The sequence below is a fragment of the Arthrobacter sp. B10-11 genome (genome assembly GCF_033142195.1).
GTDB classification, from domain to species: domain Bacteria; phylum Actinomycetota; class Actinomycetes; order Actinomycetales; family Micrococcaceae; genus Arthrobacter; species Arthrobacter oryzae_C.
The window spans coordinates 931,369-953,748 of the sequence record NZ_JAWMTH010000001.1 but is presented as its reverse complement, the minus strand read 5'-3'; the positions used below and the strand labels follow the sequence as shown (position 1 = coordinate 953,748).

Below are 22,380 nucleotides of genomic sequence, written 5' to 3'. Positions count from 1 at the left end.
CACATTACCCGGCGTGTTCAACCAACCCCCGCGAGTCGGATCGCCTCGGCGAACGCGGGAAGGCTGCGCTCCACCATTTCCTCGTTGGCGGTCAGCGAGATCCGGAAGAACCCCGGGGTCTCGAACAGGACGCCTGGCAGCACGTACACATTGCGGGTGGCCAGGGACTCGGTGAACGCTTCGTCGTCGGCCGCGGGCGAGTGCACGAAGAGGTAGAACGAGCCCTCCGGCCGGTGCAACCTGTAGCCCATCCCGGTCAGCTCGTCGTACAGCCGGTCCCGCTTGCGCTGCAGCTGCCCGACGTCGATGGTGAATGTTTCCAGCGCGGGCAAGGCGTACTGGAGCAGGGCGTTGGGGTAGATCCAGCCCATGGCAACCTGCAGCGCGCTGCCGATTTCCCGCAGGGCATCGCGGTCCGGCATGGTGGGCGGCAACGCCAGGTAGCCCACACGCTGCCCGGGGGCCAGGTGGGTTTTGCCGTAGGAGTAGGCCAGCAGCGTGTACGGATAGTATTCGGCCGGGCTGTGGAAGCGGGCGCCGTCGTACACAATCCGGTTGTAGGCCTCATCGGACAGAAGGTAGATCCGGCGGCCGTTCCGTTCCGAGGCGAGTTCCAGCATCGCGGCCAGCTTCACCAGCAGTGTCTCGGGGTAGATCCGGCCCGTGGGGTTGTTGGGGCTGTTGACGATCACCACCCTGGTCCGCGGCGTGATGGCGGAGGCAATGGCCATCAGATCCAGATCGAACGACTCGGGGTTGATGCGCACTTTGACCGGGACCAGCCCTGCTTCGGTGATGATCGGCTCGTACAGGAACCACGGCGGCAGGCTGTAAATCACCTCGTCGCCCGGATCGGCCACGGCCTTCATCGCCATGGCGATCGCCGTGAAACCGCCGGTGGTGAGCAGGATGTCCTCCGGCTCGAACGGCATCTCCAAGAGGCGCCGCAGTGACTGGGCCGCGGCAACCTGCGCTTCGGCCCCGTTCGTCTTGTACGCGAACCAGCTTTCATTCCGGGGTTCCAGCTGCTCCCGGAGCGCCGCAACATAGGCCTCCTGCGGCATTTGATGCGGGTTGCCGAGCGTGAAGTCGCAGATGCCGGGATCGTGCTGGCGGCGGGCATGCGCGCTCAGGAATCCCTGCACCCTCAACAACGAGGGAATGGAAGCAACCGCCCTGGCCCGCGCCGGGAAATCCACCCGGCTGGAGAGCTTGGACTCGTAGATGCCGGCCATGAAAGCAACCCCTTTGAAGCAGCATGGAAGTCAGCTCGCTGCTGAGCCAGTGGAGGCTGTGGTGCGATTTATTCTGGCCCTGGACCGCTGCAATGTAAATGGGAATCGGCTTGCCATGGCTAGTGAAGCGGAAGGTCAACACTCGTTTTCGTGTTTTTCGCTACCTGCTGCAACACCCGTAAGGTAGGGGACGGAGTCCTGCACTACTTGTGTGAGGTCCCATCGGTTGACCGGGAACTGGGCTCGATCAACTGCGCATATCGCCCGAACGCGGCTTTTTGCTGCGCCATGCCGCCCCGATCCCAAGGGGCCGGCCAGACCCAGGAGTATCGTTTGCTTCAGATCAACCTTGTTGCCGCCCTGGCCGCACTGCCCCTCCTGCTGGGCCTCGGCACTGCGCCCGCCGCAGCACCGCCCGCCGCAGCACCACCCGCAGCCAAGCCGGCAGCGGAAGTACAGCCGGCGCTCCAGGCCACGACAGTCCAGGAGGCGAAGATGCAGCCCGCGAAGGTCCGCCCGCCCGCCACCAGTTCCTCGGTCAAGGTGGTGGACACCACCGCCGCGATCACCGATCCCGCCTGGTTCAAAAAAGCGTACGACGCCGGGATCCGGCTTTACGTGATGCACTCCACCGCATGGGGTACTTGTGATCCCTGGTACCGGACGCAGGACCAGCTCAAGATGGCGCTCGACGCCGGCCTGAAGATCGCCGTGTACACGCGGGACGCATCCTGCTGGCAGGGCGGCATCAACGCCGCAGGCCCCTACGCCGCGCAGCTGCAGTTCTTCGCCCTGGACGTTGAGCCGGGCAGCCCGCCGGTGACCCGGGCCATGGTGGACGGCGTCCGCAGCATGGGTGTGCGGCCGGTCATCTACAGCGGCAGCGGCATGTGGCCGGACCTGATGGACAACAGCACCGCCTTCTCAGACGTCCCGCTCTGGGACACCAACACCAGCAACCTGAACTACTCAAGCTGGTCCGCCGACTACCTCGCCCCCGCCCCGGTGCAGTACGGCGGCTGGAACACGCCCGGAACCATGCGGATCGGCGTCCAGCAGAAGTTCGAGCACAGCCTCAACGGCGTCCCGGTGGATCTGAACTCCTTCAACGCCGCGTTCCTGAAGTAGAGCCGGCGGCCGGTGCGCCGTCAGCGGCGGCCGGCCGCCCGCCGTCGTGCGGCAAACGCGAACAAGGCGGTGGTTCCCACTGTTGCCAGATACCCGGCCACCACAATCAGTGAGATGCCGCCCCAGAAGTAGCTCGTGGTGCTGCCGCCCTGGCCGGGCACGTACCGGGTGAGCAGGAACGCGGCGGCCACCGCGAACACCAGGCAGATCAGTCCGGGCAGCCGCAGCCACCAGCGCGACGACGCCCAGTGCCCGCCGAAGCCGTCCCACACGTTCCAGGTGTTCCCGGTGCGGATGATCAGCCAGCCGGCCGGGATGACGAAGGCGCCCACCAGCAGGAACGCCGCGATCACGTCGGCCGGGCGGTGCCACTGGTTCACCACGGTGGAAATCCCGGACACGATGGCGAAGCTGCCGCCCGCGAAACCCGCGAACGGCCGCCACCGCGGCGAGGCCATCAGGAACACTGCGGCCGCGGCGGACGCAGCCAGCGTGGTGTGGCCGGAGGGCAGCGAGTTCAGCTCCAGGGTTTCCACGCCCCGGAACGGCCGCTCCGGCAGCAGCGCCTTGAGGACCTGCGTGGCGATGTTCGCGCCGACGCACGCGGCCACGGCAATGCCTGCGGCCCGCCAGCGCTTCCGGATCACCGTGACAAAGAGGACGACGACGGCGGCCACCACCAGCGAGATGGTGGGCAGCCAGTCCAGGAAACGGGTGGCGGCCTTGCCGGCCGGGCCGTGGATGGCCACGGCTTCCACCAGGGCCGATTCGTCAATGTACTGCCCGGTGGTGGTCCGCACGAAGAAGTAGTAGGTGGCGGCCAGGCCGGCCACGCAGGCCAGGGTCGCGAGGAAGCACAACGCAGCCAGCGCCGCTGCGCCACGCACCTGCCCGGCGGGCCGCCGTCGTCGGGAATCTTTAAGGTGAGAACTCATCACCATCAGCGTCCCACAGAATGCTGGGAGCAGTCTGTTGAACCGGCATGCGGAGCCGGCGGCAGGCCAGGCGGGAGGGCACCGTACCGGGGGACGACACTGGCGGGAATCCGGTGCCAAAACAGGTAGCAAATACTCGCGCCCGGCGTCGGCCGTTTTTTCTAAGCTGTGCTTAGCGGCCGCCTGCCGACCCAGCACTAAGCCGGCGACCGTAGCGGATGCCAATGCCGCTGGACGGTGACACGCAGGGCATTGGCATCCGCAAAATACCGTTGACACTGCGGCAGCGGCGGCGCTAGCTTGATCGTATTGTCGGCCTGAACACAGCGGCCGCAATATCACCGCATCACAACTGGTCTCGTCGCCCCCTGCGGGCATTTTGATGTTTGTACATCGGCAGGACAGGTCCGAATGCGTGCCCTCCTGCCACATTTCAGGAGTGCTGCCATGAACCGAACAATGAGGATTTTGTGCCTGCCTGCCACCTTGGCGGTGGCATTGCTCACCGGGGTTTCGGCCCCCGCGTTTGCCGGGAACGACGGCGGGGGAGGGGCCGCAGGGCCGTGGCCCCCTGAGGACACGGACGGGAAGTACGTCTCCGTTCCCGACGAATACTACGAGCCGTACGAGTTTGAGGCCTGCGGCACCACCATCAAGGTGGAAGCGGGCGACGAACGGGAAGTGAAGTACAAGGGCGAGAAGAAGGACAACGGAACCCTGGTGATCAAGTTCCGGGGCGACGCCACGGTTGACCTGACCCGCGTCTCGGACGACGCCACCATTGACGAACTGGACGTCTCCGGCCCGTTCACCATGCGGCTTGCCGAGGACGGCCTGAGCGCCCACCTTTCCGCACGGGGTCCCAGCCTGGTCTTCGCCATGAGCGCGGCTGAGGAGAAGGCCTTCGAGGATGAGGGCCTGCCCAAGGCGTTCTACTTCACGGAGGGACGGCTGGCAGGCAACGTTGTCTACGCCGCCGCCGACCAGAAGGAAGTAGTCTCCGGCGAGATCACGCACAACAGCATCCGGCACGCGAAGGACATCTGCAAGATGCTCGACCGCGCCAAGGATGACGACCACGGGCACCGGTAGCCCGGCGGAAACCAGCTGGCCATCATGCGCTGTTTGCGGCGCGTGGTGGCCGCTTCCTTGAGTACGCTCCGGGGCCAAAAACGAGTAGCAGGTACTCACGCGGCGCCGGTGCGCGGTCCCTAGGATTTTACTAACGGCCGGGTTGCGGACCGGCCGCCCCGCAGCTTTTCCTGCGGATCATTGCAGGAAAAGCGCGCCCGGGGCTCCTTGAGCTGGGCCGGCGGCGACGAGTCTCATAAACGTGAAGCTCGCCCCCAGTCGCCGTCGGCCCTACCAGGGAACTGCGCGAAACTCCCGTGTCAGATGTGGCCGGTAGAGTGAAAACATGCCCGCCGACGCACCACGCCCGCCCATTCTTCTTCCCTCCGTGGAGCAGTTGCTGGCGGACGCGCACGTGGTGAGCCTGCCCATGCGCGTGAAGTTCCGGGGCATCACCCGGCGCGAGGTCCTCTTGCTGGACGGCCCGCTCGGCTGGGGTGAATTCTGCCCCTTCCCCGAATACGACGACGCCGAAGCCTCCCGCTGGCTCGCCTCCGCCGTCGAGTCCGGCTGGCAGGGGTTTCCGTCTCCCGTCCGTACGGTGATTCCGGTCAACGCCACCGTTCCCGCTGTCGCCGCGGACCGTGTCCCGGAGGTCCTGGCACGCTTCGGCCGGGTGGACGCCGTCAAGGTCAAAGTGGCCGAACGCGGCCAGACACTCGACGACGACGCCGCCCGGGTTGCCGCCGTCCGCAGCGCCCTCCCGGACGCCGCCCTCCGGGTGGACGCCAACGGAGGCTGGGACGTGCCCGCGGCCGTCGAGGCACTGACCCGGCTGTCCGCCGTCGGGCTTGAATACGCCGAGCAGCCGGTGCCGGACATCGCCGGCCTGGCCGAAGTGCGCCGCCGGCTGCGGGAAGCCGGCACCCCGGTGCTGATCGCCGCGGACGAGAGCGTGCGCAAGGAATCCGATCCCCTGAAGGTGGCGCGGGCCGGTGCGGCGGACCTGATCGTGGTGAAGGTGGCGCCGCTCGGGGGAGTGCGGCGCGCCCTGGACATCGTGGCGCAGGCCGGGCTGCCCGCCGTCGTGAGCTCCGCGCTGGACACCTCGGTGGGCATCCGCGCCGGACTGGCACTGGCGGCTTCCCTGCCGGAACTGCCGTATGCGTGCGGGCTGGGAACGGTGTCGCTGTTTGAATCGGACATCACGCTGGATCCGCTCGTAGCCGACGACGGCGCCATCCGGGTCCGCGCCGCCGCCGCCGACGCGGGGCTGCTGGAACGCTACGCCGCTGCTCCGGACCGCCGGGACTGGTGGCTGGACCGCCTCCGCCGCGTCCACGCCAGGCTCGCTCCATCGACTGCTCCGTAACTGCCCTATTGAGGCCCGAAAACAGCGCGTACGGAGCAGTCGATCGGCTGTTCACCGGATCTTTACCTGACAGACAGCTACCGGTTGGTATCGGCTGGCAGGGTGGGCGGGACCGCATCGAATTCCCTGGAAGGCCCCCATGTCTGAAACGACCGGACGCAAGTTTGCCCTGCTCCCCATGCTTGGCCACTCCAAAGGCAAGCGCAGCCCCGTCACCTGTGCGCTGAAGTGCGACAACGCCTGCTCGGGCGAAGTCTGCAACACAAGCTCCAACAGCTACTTCCGCGACATCGCCTCTGCCACCATGTCCCGCCGCGCCGCCCTCGGCTTCGGCGCCGCCGGCGCGCTCGCCGTCGTACTCGGCAGTGCCGTGACGTCTTCCGGAACTGCAGTGGCCGACGGCGGAACCGGCCTCGCCGCCGCAGCGAAGGACGGCTTCGGCAAGTCCAAGCTGCAGTTCACCGCGATCCCGTCCATCGCCGCGGACGTGGACAAAATGACCGTGCCCGCAGGGTTCACCTGGCAGCCGGTCATCCGCTGGGGCGACCCCATTTTCAACACGGCGCCGGACTTCGACATCAACAAGCAGACGGCCAAGGCCCAGGAGCAGCAGTTCGGTTACAACAACGACTACTCCGACATCCTGGAGATCCCCGGCAGCAAGGGCCGCCGCGCCGTCCTGTTCGCGAACCACGAGTACACCAACGACGCGATCATGTTCCCGGCCACCATGCCGGCAGCCGACGTGCGCGCCGTGGGCCAGGCCGCGCACGGCCTCACCGTGGTGGAGCTGGAGCGGACGAACAAGAACAAGCCGTGGAGCTACGTCAAGGGCGCCGGCCTCAACCGCCGCTACCTGAACAGCACGGTCTACGAACTCACCGGTCCCGCCGCGGGCTCCTCGCTGGTCAAGACCAAGGACGACAACGCGGGCCGCTGGATCAAGGGCACCCTGGGCAACTGCGCCGGCGGAACCACCCCCTGGGGCACCATCCTCTCCGGCGAAGAGAACTTCAACGGCTACTTCGTCGCCCCGGGCACCTCCGAGTACGACAAGCGCTACGGCCTGACCAACAAGCCGACGGCCCGCCAGTGGGAACTCGACGATCCCCGCTTCAACACCAACACCCTCGGTTACGAGAACGAGGCCAACCGCTTCGGCTGGATCGTGGAAGTTGACCCGTTCGACCCCACCTCCACGCCGAAGAAGCACTCCTCCCTGGGCCGCTTCAAGCACGAGGGCGCCAACGTGATCGTGGCCGAGTCCGGCCATGTGGTGGCCTACTCCGGCGACGACGAGCGCTTCGACTACCTGTACAAGTTCGTCTCCAAGGACAAGTACCGCGAGGGGGACCGCAAGCACAACATGACGCTGCTCTCCGCCGGCAACCTCTACGTGGCCAAGTTCACCGGCAACTCGCCGGCGGCTGAGATCACCGGCACCGGCGCTGTCCCGGCCGACGGCGCGTTCGACGGCACCGGCGAATGGCTGCCTCTGGTTGAGAACGGCGTTTCGAAGGTTGACGGCATGTCCGTGGAACAGGTCCTCGTGTACACCCGCGTCGCCGCGGACAAGGTTGGCCCCACCAAGATGGACCGCTGCGAGGACGTGCAGCCCAGCCTGCACACCGGCAAGGTCTACGTGGCCTGCACCAACAACTCGGACCGCGGCAAGGTGGGCAAGGAAGGCGCCACCGAGATCAACCCGCGCAACGCCAACCGCGACGGCCACATCGTGGAAATCACCGAAACCGGGGACCAGACCTCCACCAAGTTCACCTGGAACCTGCTCATGGTCTGCGGCGATCCGGCCCAGGGCGACGTCACCTACTTCTCCGGCTTCCCGGTGGACCAGGTCTCCCCGATTTCCTGCCCGGACAACCTCGCGTTCGACTCCGTGGGCAACCTCTGGATCTCCACCGACGGCGCCCCCTCCGGCATCGGCCGCGCGGACGGCCTGTTCAAGGTGACCCTCGACGGCGCCGAGCGCGGCAAGGTGGAGCAGTTCCTGGCCGTGCCGCGCGACGGCGAGACCTGCGGACCGATCATCCACGACGACGAGCGCACCGTCTTCGTCTCCGTGCAGCACCCGGGTGAGGACGGCACGTTCGACGCGCCCAACTCGTTCTTCCCGGACTACGTTCCGGCAGGCACGACGCCGGCACGCGGCCAGGCGCGCGCCCCGCGCCCGTCCGTGGTCCAGGTCTTCCGCACGGACGCCTAGCTCCAGCTAGTTCCGACCCTCTCTCACTTTTGGTGGGTTTTTCCGGGACGCTCTCTCACTTTTGGTGGGTCTTTTCGGAACGCTCTCTCACTTTTGGTGGGTTTTTTCGGGACGCTCTCTCACTTTTCCGGCCGCATGGCCGGGAGGTGAGAGAGCGTTTCTTTTTGGGCGGCAGGAGGTGAGAGAGCGGCCCGGATTTAAGTGCAGGAAGTGAGAGAGCGTCGGAAGGGGCCGGGACTGATAATTTTGAGTTTGTGAATAATCCGGCCGAGATGGTTGTCCCCAGAGTCCAGGCAGCCATTGCCCAAGCGTTCGGCGAAGAGTTCCGTGACACCGATCCGGTGGTCCGGCCGTCCCAGTTCGCAGACATCCAGATCAACGCCGCCATGGCTCTCGCCAAAAAGGTCGGCCTGCCGCCCCGCGACGCCGCCGCCAGGATCGTGGAGGCGCTGGAACTCGACGGACTCTGCACCGGCGTCGAAATCTCCGGACCCGGTTTCATCAACCTCACGTTCGACGGCACCTGGATCGAGGAACTCCTCAACGTCCAGGCTTCTCAGCCGCAAGGCGGGCCGGAAACGCAAGCCCGTCGCGTCGTCGTCGACTATTCCTCCCCAAACGTCGCGAAGGAAATGCACGTTGGGCACCTCCGCACCACCGTGGTGGGGGACAGCCTGGTGCGTGTCCTCGAGGCGCTGGGGCACACGGTGATCCGGCAGAACCACATCGGGGACTGGGGCACGCCGTTCGGCATGCTCATTGAGCACTGGCTGGAGGTCGGCGAGGATTCGCCTGAGGCCGCGCTGCTGGTGGAGGATCCCAGCGCGTTCTACCAGGCGGCCCGGGCAAAGTTCGACGCGTCTGATTCCGGGCCGGAGAGTTTCGCGACACGCGCCCGCCTCCGCGTGGTGTCGCTGCAGTCGGCGCACGAGGAGACGCTGGAGGTGTGGCAGCGGCTCGTGGACCACTCGAAGGGCTACTTCAACGCGATCTACGCCAAGTTGGGGGTCAGCCTCGAGGACGAGCACATCGCCGGCGAGAGTTCCTACGATCCCCATTTAGCACAGCTGTGCCAGGAACTGGAAGAGCGCGGTCTGGCCCGGATTAGCGAGGGTGCGCTCTGCACGTTCCCCGCAGGGTTCACGGGCCGGGACGGTGAGCCGCTGCCGCTGATCATCCGAAAATCCGACGGCGGCTACGGGTACGCCACCACCGACCTTGCCACCATCCGGTACCGGGTCCGGGAACTCCATGCCGACCGGATCCTGTACGTGGTGGGCGCCCCGCAGAACGTCCACCTGCGGATGGTGTTTGAATCCGCGCGCGAGGCCGGGTGGCTGCCGGATGCGGTGGAGGCGACCCATGTGCAGATCGGCAACGTGCTGGGCGAGGACGGGAAGATCCTGAAGTCGCGCTCGGGCACTCCGGTGAAGCTCATGGCGCTGCTGGACGAGGCCGTGGACCGCGCCCGCGCCGTGGTGGACGCGAGCCGCCCGGAGCTCTCGGAAGAGGAGCGCGCGGTGACCGCCCGGCAGGTGGGCATCGGCGCCGTGAAGTACGCCGACCTCTCCACGGGCCACGACACCGAGTATGTATTCGACTTCGATCGGATGCTGGCCCTCAGCGGCAACACCGGCCCGTATGTGCAGTACGCCGCCGCGCGGATCCGCTCCATCCTGCGCAAAGCCGGGGACGGCGGGGCCGTGCCGACGGCGGCGGACCCAACGGCGGTGGCGCTGGCTGCAGCGGGGGAGCCGACGGCGGTGGCGAGGATCGCCGTCGTCGAACCTGCCGAGCGCGCCCTGGCGCTCCACCTGCTGGAGTACGGCGCCACCCTTCGCAGGGTGGGGGAACTGCTGGAGCCGCACCGGCTGTGTGCGTATCTGTTCGAGCTCTCGCAGCTGTTCACGACGTTCTATGACCAGTGCCCGGTGCTGAAAGCGGACGATTCGGTCCGCGAGTCGCGGCTCGCGCTGTGCGCACTCGTCCTCCACAGGCTCTCCGAAGGCCTGGACCTGCTGGGCATCGAGACGCCGGAGAACATGTAGCCGCCTCGGCCTGCGCTCTGGCCCCGAACGCTCTCTCACTTTCCGACGGTTCTACCCCGAACGCTCTCTCACTTTCCGACGGTTCTACCCCCAACGCTCTCTCACTTTCCGACGGTTCTACCCCCAACGCTCTCTCACTTTCCGACGGTTCTACCCCCAACGCTCTCTCACTTCCTGACGGTCAGCCCGCAAGAGGTGAGAGAGCGTTTGTCGTTTCTGCGCAGGAAGTGAGAGAACGTCCGGAAATGGGCGGCAGAGAGTGAGAGGGCGTCCGGAAATGGGCGGCAGGAAGTGAGAGGGCGTCGCATTTGGGGGCGGCGCGATGTGATGCTTGACACGTGTTAGGTCGTTCATCTACAGTTCCTAACACGTGTTAGGAAGGAAAATGACATGACCGGAGCCACAAACGGGCACCTGCGGGAAATCACCCGCCGTACCGCCCTTGGTGCCCTCGGCGCGGGAATCGTCGGAGCAACCGTGGCGTCGTGGCCGCGGCTCTCCGGAACGGACATTCCGGGCCGCGGGGACAACAGCCTCAGCATCGCCATCATGGGCACCGCCGCGGACGCCGCCGCCCGCCAGCGCGCCATCGACGCCTTCACCCGCCTCCACCCGGAGATCAAGGTCAAGGTCCAGGCCATCCAGGCCGTCGACTGGAAAGATTTCTTCACCAAGATCCTCACCATGGTGGCAGCGGGCACCCCGCCGGATGTGGTCTACGTGGCCACCGAAGGCGCCCAACTCTTCGCGGAAAAGCTCGCCCACCCGCTTGACGAGTACGTTCGCCGCGACGCCGCGGACATGAGGGAGTTCTTCGATGACGTGCACCCCAGCCTCGTCGAGGCCTTCATGTACAAGGGCAGCCTGTACCAGCTCCCCATGGACTGGAACGCCGCCAACATGTACTACAACACCACCGCGTTCGCGCAGGCCGGACTGGAGCGCCCGGCGGACGACTGGACCCACGTGGACTTCCGCAACAGCCTCGCCGCCATGCGGAAGGCCCGGACCTCGGACTTCACGCCGTACTACTGGACCAACCGGCTCTTCGGCGGCGTGGTGCCCTGGCTCTACGCCAACGACACCAGCTTCCTGAAGGAAACCCGGTCCACGGGCGGGGAGTGGCTCTGGGACGGCTTCTACGCCAATGATCCCTCCCGCAGCCTCCGCTCCGGCGGGTACCAGTGGCTGGAGCCCAACGCGAATGACGACCGCGTGTTCGAATCCTTCGACTACCTTCGCGGGCTGGTCAAGGACGGGCTCGGCGTCCGCCCGGAGGAAGGCGGCGGCAGCTCCCTGGTGGGACTGTTCGCTTCCAACCGCATCGGAACCACGCCGGCCGGCGGCTACTGGGTGCAGGGCCTCCACGAGGCGGGGATGGGCGCGAACGACTTCGACGTCCAGTTCTTCCCGCGGTGGAAGACCCAGCGCCACCAGTTCGGCACCGCCGGCTACGCGATCATGAAGACCGCCAAGGACAAGGATGCCGCCTGGGAATGGATCAAGTTCAGCTCCAGCCGCGAGGCCATGGAACTGATCTTCCCCAACCCGATTACGACGCCGGCCCGCCGCTCCATGGTCAACGAGCAGCTTTACGCCGGCAAGGGACCCGCCCACTGGAAGGTCTTTTACGACACCCTGGACCGGTTCCCCACCACTGGCCCCATTCCGGCGCCACCGCAGCAGGCCGCCGTCGAAACGGCCCTGATGAAGAACGTATCGCTCGCCGTCAGCGGCGACGAACGCCAGCTGAAGCAGGCGCTCTCGTCCATGCAGCGCGACCTTGAACTGGCCCTGAGGAGGCAGTCATGAGCACCACCAGTCCGCACCGGGAGCGGCCGAAGCGGACCGCCCGGCCGGCCGCAAAGGCACCCGCCACTCCGGGTGCCGGCCGATCCGCCGGGTCCGCCACAGCTGTTTCCGCCAGGCACAGCCAGCGCTGGCTCGCCTGGATCTTTCTGGCCCCCACCATCCTGGGCATGGGCCTGTTCACCCTGATCCCGATCGTGGCGTCCGTGGTCCTTGCCTTCTTCCGCTGGGACATCATCTCGGCGCCCACCTTCGTGGGCTTCGACAACTTCGCCGAAGTGGTCCAGGATCCCACCGTCCGGGTCTCCTTCCTGAACACCATCGTGTTCGTGGTGGTGGCCGTGGCCTTCCAGTTGGGGCTCGCCCTGGCGCTGGCCATCATGGTGCAGGAAAAGATGCCTGCCTGGCTGCGCGTGTTCTTCCGTTCGGCCTTCTTCTTCCCGCTGATCCTGTCCGCGGCCTCGGTGTCCATCTTCATGCGGTACCTCTTCAACGAACAGTTCGGCGTGGTCAACTGGTTCCTGTCCCTCGTGGGCATCCCCGCGGTGCCGTGGCTGACAACGCCCGGCGGATCCGCCGCCGTCGTAATCCTTGTGTACGTGTGGCAGAACTTCGGCTTCTCGTTCCTGCTGTTCATCGGCGGCCTGGCTTCCATTCCCGTGGAGACCTACGAAGCGGCATCGATCGACGGCGCCACCGGCTGGCGCAAGCACCTGCACGTGACGCTGCCCCTGCTCAGCCCCACCACGCTGGTGGCCTCGGTCATGGCCATCATCAGCGCCCTGCAGGTGTTCGACCAGCCGTATGTGCTGACCCGCGGCGGCCCCGGCGACTCCACCCGCACCGCTGTCATGGTGATCTTCGAATCGGCGTTCCAGCGGCTGGAGTTCGGCCAGGCGTCGGCCATCGGCGTGCTGCTCACCCTGATCATCATGGCCATCACGGCCGCGCAATTCCGGCTCAGCAAACGATTCGTCTTCTACCAGTAAGGCCAGCCATGACAACCACAACAGACCACGGCCTGGCCGGACATTCACCCCGGCTGTCCGAAGGCCTCCCGGAAACGTCACCCAACCGGCGCCGGTTCAACTGGACCTTCGCCGTCCGGGTCCTCCTCCTGCTGATCGCGGCCGCCCTGACGCTGGGCCCGGTGCTCTGGACCCTTTCCACGTCGCTGCGGTCACCGTCGGAATCCTTCAAGCTGCCGCCGTCGTTCATCCCCTGGAATCCCGACTTCACCTCCTACGGCGAAGTATTCCAGCAACTGAATATCTTCCTGCTGGTCCTGAACAGCGCCCTGGTGACCGGCCTGATCGCGGTGGGCCAGATGGTCTCGGCGGCGCTGGCCGGATACGCGTTCGCACACCTGAAGTTCCGCGGCCGCGGCGCACTCTTCTCGATTGTGCTGGCCACGATGATGGTGCCGGTGCAGGTCACCATCGTGCCTGTCTTTATGCTGATCCGCGGCATGGGACTTTCGGACACTCTGCTGGCGCTGATTCTTCCGGCCATCCCGACGGCGTTCGGCACCTTCCTGATGCGCCAGTACTTCATGGGGCTTCCGGCCGAGCTGGCCGAGGCCGCCGCGATCGACGGCGCCAGCCCGTGGCGTACATTCCGTTCCGTGTATGCACCGCTGGCGATGCCCGGCTTGGCGATCGTGGGGATCCTCGCGTTCAACTTCCACTGGAACGAATTCTTCCGCCCGCTCATCCTGACCATCTCCGAGCAGAACTTCACGCTCCCGCTGGGCCTCGTCTCGCTCCAGGGCAACCTGGGAACCGGCAGCATCTCCGTGGTGCTCGCGGGCGTGGTCCTGTCCATGATCCCCGCGCTGGTGGTCTTTATGTTCGGCCAGCGCGCACTGCAGGACGGCCTCACTGCCGGCACCGGCAAATAATCCACTCACCGAAAGGCCCGCCATGCCCTCCCCGGACCTCGCCGCCGTCCACTTCGACGACGTCGCCGCCTCCCACCCCGACCCCGCCTTCCCGCGGTTCCACCCACGACCCGCGCAGGGCTGGATCAACGACCCCAACGGCATCAGCTACATCAACGGCCGCTACCACGTGTTCTTCCAGTACAACCCGGACTCCGCCCGGCACCACCGGATCGCCTGGGGCCACGTGAGCTCCGCCGACCTGGTGCGCTGGGAGGAGCACCCGGTGGCGCTGCGCCCCCAGCCCGGCGGTCCGGATGAGTACGGGTGCTGGACCGGTGTGGTGACGGACGACGGCGGTGTTCCCACCGCTGCGTACTCGGGCGTCCGCGGCGACGGGGGCCACTCACAGGTGGTCATCGCCCGCGGCTCTTCGGACCTGGTCCACTGGGAGCAGACCGGCCACGTGGCGGCCACCATGCCCGCCGACGGGCAGGTCACCGCGGTGCGCGATCCGTTCATCTTCCGGTTCAACGGCAAGCGGTACGCCATGCAGGGTGCCGGCCTGGCCAGCGGGCACGCCGCGTTGCTGCTGTACACGGTGGAGGACATGTCCGACTGGAAGTACCAGGGCATCTGGCTGACCTCGGAGAACCCCGTGGCTGCCGGATCCACGCCGGCCGAGATCTGGGAATGCCCGCAGCTGGTCCGGGTGCCGGACAATGCCGGTAGTGCCGGGCCTGCCGGCGACTCCGGAACCTGGCTCATGATGTTCTCGCTCTGGCTCTCCGGCGATGCGCACGAACACGCCAACGGCGTGGGCCACCTGGTCGGTTCCCTGACCGAGGACCCGGAGACCGGGCTGCCCGTGTTCACGCCCCGCGGCGGCGGAAAGTCGGACCTGGGCCGCGACTTCTACGCTCCGCAGGTGGTAGCGCTGGAGGACCGTGCCCTGCTGTGGGGCTGGGCCAATGAAGGCCCGGGCCGCGACGGACGCCGCGGCCGCAGCCAGGACGACATCGACGCAGCCGGCTGGGCAGGCGTCCTGACCTTCCCGCGCGAGCTCTCCGTGGTGGACGGCGCCCTTGCCGTCAGCCCCGCCCCTGAAATCGAGGCCTACCGCGGAGCGATGCTGGCCAGCGCTGCCGAAGGGACCGTTGTGCTGCCGCCCTTTGCCGAAGCCGTGGTGACCGGTGCCGCAGCTGCGGGCGGCGGGGACACCGCCGTCGAACTCCTGCTGGTGGGCGGCGGCACGCGGCAGACAGTGTTCAGCGGAACCGTCGATCCGGGGGAGGAGCTGCGGGTCTTCGTCGATGCCTCGCTGGTGGAGGTGTACCGGGCCGGTTCCGTGGCTACGACCCTGCGCGCCTACCCGTCGGCCGGGGAAGAATGGCAGCTGCACCTTCCGGCCGGTGCGACGGCGGAGGCCTGGGAGCTGAGCCAGCCCTCTTAGGGCCGGGACTTAGCGCCCGGCCGGGGCTTAGCGCCCGGCCGGGACAGGTCCAGTGGAATCCCGGACCACCAGGCGGCAGGGCACCATCGTCACGCCGCCGGTACCAGGGCCAGTATCGGTGGCGGCACCGGCGGCGGCGCCGGGAGCTGTGCCGCCGTCGTCGTTCTTTCCGTTCGGGGCGGACCCCACCTCGGCGAGCAGCGCCGTCATGGCCTCCGCGCCCATCTCCCGGAGCGGCAGGGCCATGGTGCTGAGTGCGGGCACCATGGTTTTGGCGATGCGGAACTCGTCGTCGTAACCCATGACCGACACATCCTGCGGGATGCTGAGGCCCAGCCGGTAGCAGGCGAGAACGACGCCGATGGCCAGACGGTCGTTGGCACACAGGATCGCGGTGGGGCGGCTGGAAGGGTCCACGCCATCGAGGAGTTTCATGGCGCCGTGGAATCCGGCGTCGGTGTCCCAGCCCACCTGGATGACCCGGTCCTCGTTCACGGGGATGCCGGCGCTGCCGAAGGCCTCGCGGTAGCCGTCGATCCGGCGGGGCGCCGCGGGGGTGAGGGAATCGCCGGCGAGGAACGCGATGTCCCGGTGTCCCAGGGACATGACGTGCGCGGCGGCTTCCCGCCCGCCGCGGACCTCGTCCGGGATGACTGCCGGGAGGCCGGCTTCGGGCCGGTCGTCAAAGCAGTTGGCCAGGATCGACGGGACTCGCGCCATATTCGGCGGCACGTGCAGGGGACGCAGGCCCACGGTGACGTACATCAGACCGTCCACCTGGCGGTCCAGCAGGGTTTCCACGGCGCTTTCGTCCCGGGACTCGTCAAGCTCCGTGTCCATCACGATGGTCACAAAGCCGTGCGACCGTGCCACGGCGTCCGCCCCGGCGATGATGTTGCCGTCGAACGGGCTGGTGACCACCTGGTCCGACACGATGCCGATGACCCGCGACTGCTGATTGCGCAGGCTCAGGGCGATCTTGTTGGGTGAGTAGTTGAGCGCGGCAGCGGCGTCCCGGATGCGCTGCTGGCTTTCGAGGGCCACGTTGCCGTCGCCGCGCCCGTTGAGCACGAGCGACACAGCGCTGCGCGAGACCCCCGCCAGCTTGGCGACGTCGAGTGCGGTGGCCTTGCGGTTCATGGGCTGATCCTCCGGAAGTGAAATCACTGCTTTGCTGCAGTTTACCTAACTCGTGTGAGCTGGTGTGCGGCGTGCGATCCTCTCTCACTTCCCATCGCTTTTCCTGCGACGCTCTCTCACTTGTTTCGGGGTTTTGCCGCACGCTCTCTCACTTCGTCGAAGAAAGTGAGAGAGCGTCGGGGGTTGGGGCGGCAGGAAGTGAGAGAGCGTCGGGGGTTGGGGCGGCAGGAGGTGAGAGAGCGTCGGGGGTTGGGGCGGCAGGAGGTGAGAGAGCGTCGGGGGTTGGGGCGGCAGGAGGTGAGAGAGCGTCGGGGGTTGGGGCGGCAGGAGGTGAGAGAGCGTCGGGGGTTGATGGGAGACTGGATTGGTGACTTCTGAGAACCCGCCGGACCCGCTCAACTCCTACGCCGCCGCAGAGGATGCCCCCCTCTCCGAAGGCGAGCCCACCGGCGCGCCGGGCGAGCCCGCAGGCACCGCCACCGAATCGGCAGCAGGCATCCCCACCGCGATCGAGGCCGCCAGGGTCGCCGTCAAAACCCTGCTCGACGGCGGCGTCCGGTATGTCGTGGTCTCGCCGGGTTCCCGTTCGGCCCCCATGGCCTATGCCCTCGCGGAGGCCGACGCCGCCGGCCGGGTGGAGCTCCTGGTCCGGATCGACGAGCGCTCGGCCGGGTTCACGGCCCTTGGCCTGGCCCTGTCCACGGGAGCGCCGGTTGCCGTGCTCACCACGTCCGGCACCGCCGTCGGGAACCTGATGCCGGCCGTGATGGAGGCCAACCATGCCGCTGTTCCGCTGGTGGTGCTCTCCGCGGACCGGCCCGACGAGCTGCGGGGGACCGGCGCCAACCAGACCACCGTCCAGCTGGACCTCTTCGGCGAGCACGTCCGGTTCGCCGTCGACGTTCCCGCCGGAACGGACCCGCAACGCGCAGTGGAAACCGCCCTGAGCGCCGCCACGGGGGTGTTCGAGGACACCCCGCCCGGGCCCGTGCAGCTGAACCTGGCCTTCCGTGATCCGCTGGTCCCGGCGTCCGGCGACCACCTCCCGGAGGCAGCAGGGCGGAGGACCTGGCAGATCGGCCGCGGCCCGGAGCCGCTCACCCTCCCGCCAGCGCCGGGCACGCTGGAGGAGCGCCGCACGGTGGTGCTGGCAGGGCACGACGCCGGGCCCGTCGCCGAGGCGTTCGCCCGCGCCCACGGCCTGCCGCTGCTGGCCGAGCCGTCGTCGAACTCGCGCTTCGGCCCCAACGCCATAGGCCCGTATCGGCTGCTGCTGGAGCACTTCGGCCCGGATTCCGCCCAGCCGATCGAGCGAGTCGTCCTGTTCGGCCGGCCAACCCTGTCCCGTCCCGTGGCGCAGCTGCTGGGCCGCGCCGACGTGCCCTCGGCCCTGTACCAGCCGGTCCCCGTGGCCTGGTACGAGCCGGGCCGCCGGACCGAGCTCCCCCTGGACAACCTCAGCGACCTCGCCGACTTCTCCGGCCGCGGCTCCTCGGCGTGGCTGGACGCCTGGCTGCTGGCCGGTGCCGCCGCCCAGCATGCGCTCGACCGCGTGTTGTCCGGCGAACCGGCACTGACGGGTCCGGCCGTGGGCGCACTGGTATGGCAGCACACGCGCGGGCAGCTGATGCTGGGGTCCTCCAACGGCATCCGCGACGTGGACCTCGCCGGCCAGCCCGCCCCCGAACCGCACGCCACCGTCTTCGCCAACCGCGGCCTCGCCGGGATCGACGGCACCATCTCCACCGCGACGGGCATCGCGTGGGGCGGCCGGCAGGAAACCACCCTGCTGGTTGGCGACGTCACCTTCCTGCACGACGCCGGCGGCCTCCTCCTGGGCTTCGCCGAGAACGATCCGCTGCTGCGCATCGTGGTCCTCAACGACGCCGGCGGCGCCATCTTCAACCTCCTGGAACACGGCGCCGTGCAGGAGTCCGGAACCTACGGGAACGCCGTCGAACGGCTCTTCGGCACCCCCCACACGGTGGACATCGCGGCACTCGCCGCAGCGTACGGCGTCGAACATTGCCCGGTAAGTACGACGGCGGCACTCGCCGATGCGCTCGACGCACCGCGGCAGGGACGCAGCATCATTGAAGTCCGCACGGACCGGCAGGGCCTCAGGGAGCTGCACGCGCGCATCAAGGCAGCGGTAGGGGAAGCAGCGCGGGGCGCGCTGGGGTAGCTGCGACACGCTGCCTGCCTGGCGACGCGCAAACGGTGCGGGGACGCCCGGATACCCTTGTCCCCGGACCGTATGCGCGTCCGCCCGCCGCCACCGTGTCCTAAGGCGTTGTGCACATAGCCCCAGCCCGGCCTTACATCGTCGGCCCAGGCCGTGAGAACTTCGGGACATGACCGCGCTTCCGAAATTGGTACTGGCCAAGGACCTATCACTCCTCGGCCGCAGCCCCCGTCCGCTCTCGGCGGCTGCCAAAGCGGGCCGCCTTATACGGATCCGCCACGGAGTGTACGTTGACGCCGAGCAATGGAAGAGCCTCGAAACGTGGCAGCAGTACATGCTCAGGATCGAGGCTGGCGCCGAAACCTGCGAGGCTCCCACGGTCTTCTCGCATCATTCAGGGGCTTCCGTATGGGGGATTCCCACTATTTTGCGAGGCCAGCCGGTGCACGCGCTGACCACCTTCCGGGGCGGCGGCCGGTCGCGTGCCGGAATCCGCCGGCATGTGGCAGACCCCGCCACAATAGATGCCCAGGAGCTCGACGGCCTCCTCGTCACGTCCCGCGTGACCACGGTGCTGGACCTCGCCGCCTTTGTGCCGTTCGCCGAATCGATTGTTCCGCTGGACCACGTCCTGAAGGCCGACATGCATCGGGGACTCCCGGCGCTCACCAAGTCGGGGCTCCTGGATGCCTTGCCAGGGCGCTACTCTGCGGCCGCGGAGAGGCGGGTCAGGGCGGCCATTGAGTTTGCCGACCCGAAATCCGGTTCGGCCGGCGAGTCCTACAGCAGGGGGCTGATTCAAGTGGCCGGGTTTGCCGCTCCCGCCCTGCAGTATGAGATCCGAAACTCAACGCGCCTGGTGGGGTATTCCGACTTCTACTGGGATGACATCCGTGCCGTGGGGGAGTTCGACGGCGTCGCCAAGTACCAGCGGGATGAATTCCTCCGAGGCAGGACGCCCGGTCAAGTGGTTGTGGAGGAGAAGATGCGCGAGGACTGCATTCGGGCAACCGGGCGCAACGTCGTTCGGTGGGTGTGGGCGGATCTGTGGAAGGCAGGCGAGCTGGAACGGAAGCTGGCGGCGGCCGGGGTGCCCCGCCGTCGGACGCGCTATCCGAGGCGGGACGCAGAAACGGTCCGGGGACACTCGGATGTGAGCGTCGCCGGACCGTCTGCGCGTCGTGAGTGAGAAACCTACTCCGAGATGTCGATGTGCGTCGGGTCCAGCACGCGCTTCAGGAATTCCTTGGTGCGGGACTGGGTGGGGGCGCTGATGACCTGCTCGGCAACGCCCTCCTCCACCACCACGCCGCCGTCCATGAACACCACGCGGTCGGCCACTTCGCGGGCGAAGCCCATCTCGTGGGTCACCACCAGCATGGTCATGCCCTCCTTGGCCAGGTTCCGCATGACGGACAGGACATCGCCCACGGTTTCCGGGTCCAGGGCCGAAGTGGGCTCGTCGAACAGCATGAGCTCAGGGTCCATGCTCAACGCCCGGGCAATGGCCACGCGCTGCTGCTGGCCGCCGGAGAGCTGGTCCGGGAAGCGGTCGGAGAGGTGGCCCAGGCCCACGCGTTCCAGGTTGGCGTGCGCCACCTTGTCCGCCTCCGCCTGCCCGCGCTTGAGCACCTTGGTCTGCGCGATGGTGCAGTTCTGCAGGGCGTTCAGGTGCGGGAACAGGTTGAACTGCTGGAACACCATGCCCACCTTGCGGCGCATCCTGTCGATGTCCACGTCCGGGTCGGTGGCCTCGAAGCCGCCTACGTGGATGGTGCCCTCGTTGGGCTGCTCCAGGAGGTTCACGCAGCGCAGCAGGGTGGACTTGCCGGAGCCGGACGGGCCGATCAGGCAGACAACCTCGCCGGGAGCAACCTCCAGGCTGATGCCTTTGAGGACTTCGTTGGAGCCGTAGGATTTGCGGAGGTCCTTGAGGGAAACTCCGGCGGCCTGCACGGATCCGCTGGCGCCGGCGGCACCGCGGGAGTTGTGTACGACGTCGTTCATGACTGTCCTGCCTATCGCTTCGTCCGCGCGGAGCGGCTTTCGAACTTCCGGGCCAAAAGGCTCAGCGGGATGGTGATCACCAGGTAGAAGGCACCCGCCACGAGGAGCGGGGTGAGCCCTGCGCCCAGGCTGGAGATGCCGTCGCGGCCGAACTTGGTGAGCTCGTACTGCGAGGCGGTCAGGCCCAGCACGTAGATCAGCGAGGAGTCCTTGGTCAGGAGGATGACCTCGTTGGTCAGCGGCGGCAGCACAATCCGGAAGGCCTGCGGGATCACGATGGACACCATGGCCCGCCACTGCGGCATGCCAAGCGACCGGGCGGCTTCGAGCTGCCCCTTGGGCACCGCCTGCAGGCCGGCGCGGAGCGTTTCTGCGATGTAGGCCGCGGCCACCATGCCCAGCGAAATCATCACCACGACGGTCACGTTCCACTGCACGCCGAAGGCCAGCGGAACACCGTAGCCGAAGGCGATGAACACCAGAAGGGCGGGAATGCCGCGGAAGAACTCGATGTAGCCGGTGGCGATCCAGCGGTAGAGCGGGAAGCTGGAGAGCTTCATGAGGGCCAGGAGCAGGCCGCCGGACAGGCCCACGATGAAGCCCAGGGCCGTGTAGATCAGGGTATTCTTCAGGCCCACAAGGAAGATGTCCGGGAACATCGGGCCGATCTTGGCGAAGTTGAAGACGCTGGTGCCGATGGTTTTCCAGTCCGTGGCCAGAATCAGAGCGGCCACAGCCACAACGAAGATTCCGGCCTGGACGTAGAGGCTGACTTTGGCTCGTTGACGTGCGGTCATTGCCATGGTGTTCTCACATTCGTTTTGCGCAGTTGAGGCCCCGTACGGACTCTCGTCCAGCGGTACGGGGCCTCAACTATGTCGGTCTCAGGCCGGGGTGCTACTTGGCGGCTTCGCCGAACCAAGTGGTCTCGTACTTCTTCAGGGAGCCGTCATCGGTCAGGCGCTTGAGCGTGGCGTTGACCTGGTCAGCCATGGCGGTGTTGCCCTTTTTGATGGAGATGCCCAGCTTCTCGCCCGTGGCGTAGTTCTCCACGCGCTTGTACTTGGGGTCGTCCTTGATGGCGTAGGCCAGGACGGACTGGTTGCCCAGTGCGGCGTCGATGGTGCCGGCCTGGAGAGCCTGCACCAGGAGGCCCGAGTCCTCGAACTGCTGTGCGTCGATGCCCTTTTCCTGCGCGTACTTGGCGCCGGTGGTGGCCTGCTGGACGCCCACCTTCTTGCCCTTGGCGCTGTCGATGTCCTTGATGCCGGACGCTTCGCTGGCCACCAGGGTCAGGTCGTCGTCCATGTACGGGTCGGAGAAGTCCATGACGGCCTTGCGGGTGTCCGTGATGGAGACCGAGGAGATGGAGACGTCGCAGCCCGTGAGCGCGGTGCCGGTCTCGATGGCTTCGAAGGAGCTGTCCACAACGCTGAGTTCGGCCTTCAGGTCCTTGGCAACCTCGGCGGCGATGTCCATGTCGAAGCCGACGATCTTGCCGTCCTTCTGGAATTCGAACGGCTCGTAGGGAACGTCGGAGCAAACGGTCAGCTTGCCGGCGTTGATGAGCTGGACGCCGCCTGCGGTGGTAGCAGCGGGGGTGGAGCTGCCGCCGCAGGCCGTGAGGGAAAGGGCGCCGACGGCGAGGATTGCGGCTGCCTTGGCGGCCAGCTTTGCCGTGGCGGAGGACATGGGCTGCATAGTTTCTTACCTTTTGTTGCAGGGGTATGCGTGACTAAAACGGCTTATAGTGTATCGCCGAATAAGAGATGTGCATCACAGAAAACTTAGTTTCACTATTGGATAACTAATATCGAGGCTAGCGCAAGCCCCCGCACCGGAGCATTGTCTGCGATCCCGGACGCGGTGGCACCGCGACCGGACGCGGTGGCAC

17 protein-coding genes are annotated in these 22,380 nt (G+C 67.1%); 11 read left to right on the top strand and 6 right to left on the bottom strand.

The genetic code is table 11. The features are described from left to right. Positions 1-17: 17 nt before the first annotated feature. Positions 18-1,235: an aminotransferase class I/II-fold pyridoxal phosphate-dependent enzyme gene (locus RW112_RS04485; protein WP_317780576.1), complete on the bottom strand. Its 1,218-nt coding sequence runs from the start codon at positions 1,233-1,235 to the stop codon at positions 18-20. Between the two features lie 333 nt (positions 1,236-1,568). Between RW112_RS04485 and RW112_RS04480 the strand changes: the two genes are divergently transcribed. Further along, on the top strand, positions 1,569-2,363 hold the full coding sequence (locus RW112_RS04480) for a hypothetical protein (RefSeq protein WP_317780575.1): 795 nt from the start codon (positions 1,569-1,571) through the stop codon (positions 2,361-2,363). 20 nt (positions 2,364-2,383) lie between these two features. Here RW112_RS04480 and RW112_RS04475 read toward each other — a convergent pair whose 3' ends face one another. Next, the gene (locus RW112_RS04475; protein ID WP_317780574.1) at positions 2,384-3,304 is read right to left on the bottom strand and encodes a phosphatase PAP2 family protein; all 921 of its coding nucleotides are present in this window, start codon (positions 3,302-3,304) and stop codon (positions 2,384-2,386) included. Positions 3,305-3,745: 441 nt separating this feature from the next. Here RW112_RS04475 and RW112_RS04470 point away from each other — a divergent pair, with 441 nt between their 5' ends. From RW112_RS04470 to RW112_RS04435, 8 genes are all read left to right on the top strand, one after another. After that, positions 3,746-4,390, top strand: a complete 645-nt coding sequence (locus RW112_RS04470; RefSeq protein ID WP_317780573.1) for a hypothetical protein — start codon at positions 3,746-3,748, stop codon at positions 4,388-4,390. A 325-nt stretch (positions 4,391-4,715) separates the two neighbouring features. Next, positions 4,716-5,741, top strand: a complete 1,026-nt coding sequence (locus tag RW112_RS04465) for an o-succinylbenzoate synthase (RefSeq protein ID WP_317780572.1) — start codon at positions 4,716-4,718, stop codon at positions 5,739-5,741. A gap of 139 nt (positions 5,742-5,880) precedes the next feature. Continuing rightward, positions 5,881-7,965, top strand: a complete 2,085-nt coding sequence (locus tag RW112_RS04460) for a PhoX family phosphatase (RefSeq protein ID WP_317780571.1) — start codon at positions 5,881-5,883, stop codon at positions 7,963-7,965. A gap of 272 nt (positions 7,966-8,237) precedes the next feature. Beyond that, positions 8,238-10,013: an arginine--tRNA ligase gene (argS, locus tag RW112_RS04455; protein ID WP_317780570.1), complete on the top strand. Its 1,776-nt coding sequence runs from the start codon at positions 8,238-8,240 to the stop codon at positions 10,011-10,013. 390 nt (positions 10,014-10,403) lie between these two features. After that, positions 10,404-11,825, top strand: a complete 1,422-nt coding sequence (locus tag RW112_RS04450; protein ID WP_317780569.1) for an extracellular solute-binding protein — start codon at positions 10,404-10,406, stop codon at positions 11,823-11,825. Then, positions 11,822-12,811 carry a sugar ABC transporter permease gene (locus tag RW112_RS04445; protein WP_317780568.1) on the top strand — a complete coding sequence of 330 codons (990 nt, stop codon included), beginning with the start codon at positions 11,822-11,824 and terminating at the stop codon, positions 12,809-12,811. Before RW112_RS04450 ends, RW112_RS04445 begins: the two co-directional genes overlap by 4 nt. Positions 12,812-12,819: 8 nt before the next feature. After that, positions 12,820-13,722, top strand: a complete 903-nt coding sequence (locus tag RW112_RS04440) for a carbohydrate ABC transporter permease (protein WP_317780567.1) — start codon at positions 12,820-12,822, stop codon at positions 13,720-13,722. A gap of 22 nt (positions 13,723-13,744) precedes the next feature. After that, positions 13,745-15,154 carry a glycoside hydrolase family 32 protein gene (locus tag RW112_RS04435; RefSeq protein ID WP_317780566.1) on the top strand — a complete coding sequence of 470 codons (1,410 nt, stop codon included), beginning with the start codon at positions 13,745-13,747 and terminating at the stop codon, positions 15,152-15,154. A gap of 27 nt (positions 15,155-15,181) precedes the next feature. Here RW112_RS04435 and RW112_RS04430 read toward each other — a convergent pair whose 3' ends face one another. Next, positions 15,182-16,294, bottom strand: coding sequence for a LacI family DNA-binding transcriptional regulator (locus RW112_RS04430; RefSeq protein ID WP_317780565.1), 1,113 nt, complete (start codon positions 16,292-16,294; stop codon positions 15,182-15,184). A gap of 367 nt (positions 16,295-16,661) precedes the next feature. Between RW112_RS04430 and menD the strand changes: the two genes are divergently transcribed. Together menD and RW112_RS04420 are read left to right on the top strand one after the other, a co-directional pair. Continuing rightward, positions 16,662-18,479 carry a 2-succinyl-5-enolpyruvyl-6-hydroxy-3-cyclohexene-1-carboxylic-acid synthase gene (gene menD / locus RW112_RS04425; RefSeq protein ID WP_317780564.1) on the top strand — a complete coding sequence of 606 codons (1,818 nt, stop codon included), beginning with the start codon at positions 16,662-16,664 and terminating at the stop codon, positions 18,477-18,479. A 169-nt stretch (positions 18,480-18,648) separates the two neighbouring features. Further along, positions 18,649-19,668, top strand: coding sequence for a type IV toxin-antitoxin system AbiEi family antitoxin domain-containing protein (locus tag RW112_RS04420; RefSeq protein ID WP_317780563.1), 1,020 nt, complete (start codon positions 18,649-18,651; stop codon positions 19,666-19,668). Positions 19,669-19,673: 5 nt separating this feature from the next. Here RW112_RS04420 and RW112_RS04415 read toward each other — a convergent pair whose 3' ends face one another. The 3 genes from RW112_RS04415 to RW112_RS04405 all read right to left on the bottom strand — a co-directional run bounded on the left by RW112_RS04415 (position 19,674) and on the right by RW112_RS04405 (position 22,187). Next, positions 19,674-20,486: an amino acid ABC transporter ATP-binding protein gene (locus RW112_RS04415; protein ID WP_317780562.1), complete on the bottom strand. Its 813-nt coding sequence runs from the start codon at positions 20,484-20,486 to the stop codon at positions 19,674-19,676. A gap of 11 nt (positions 20,487-20,497) precedes the next feature. Then, the gene (locus RW112_RS04410) at positions 20,498-21,289 is read right to left on the bottom strand and encodes an amino acid ABC transporter permease (protein WP_305941934.1); all 792 of its coding nucleotides are present in this window, start codon (positions 21,287-21,289) and stop codon (positions 20,498-20,500) included. 94 nt (positions 21,290-21,383) lie between these two features. After that, positions 21,384-22,187: an ABC transporter substrate-binding protein gene (locus RW112_RS04405; protein ID WP_317780561.1), complete on the bottom strand. Its 804-nt coding sequence runs from the start codon at positions 22,185-22,187 to the stop codon at positions 21,384-21,386. Between the last annotated feature and the right edge of the window lie 193 nt (positions 22,188-22,380).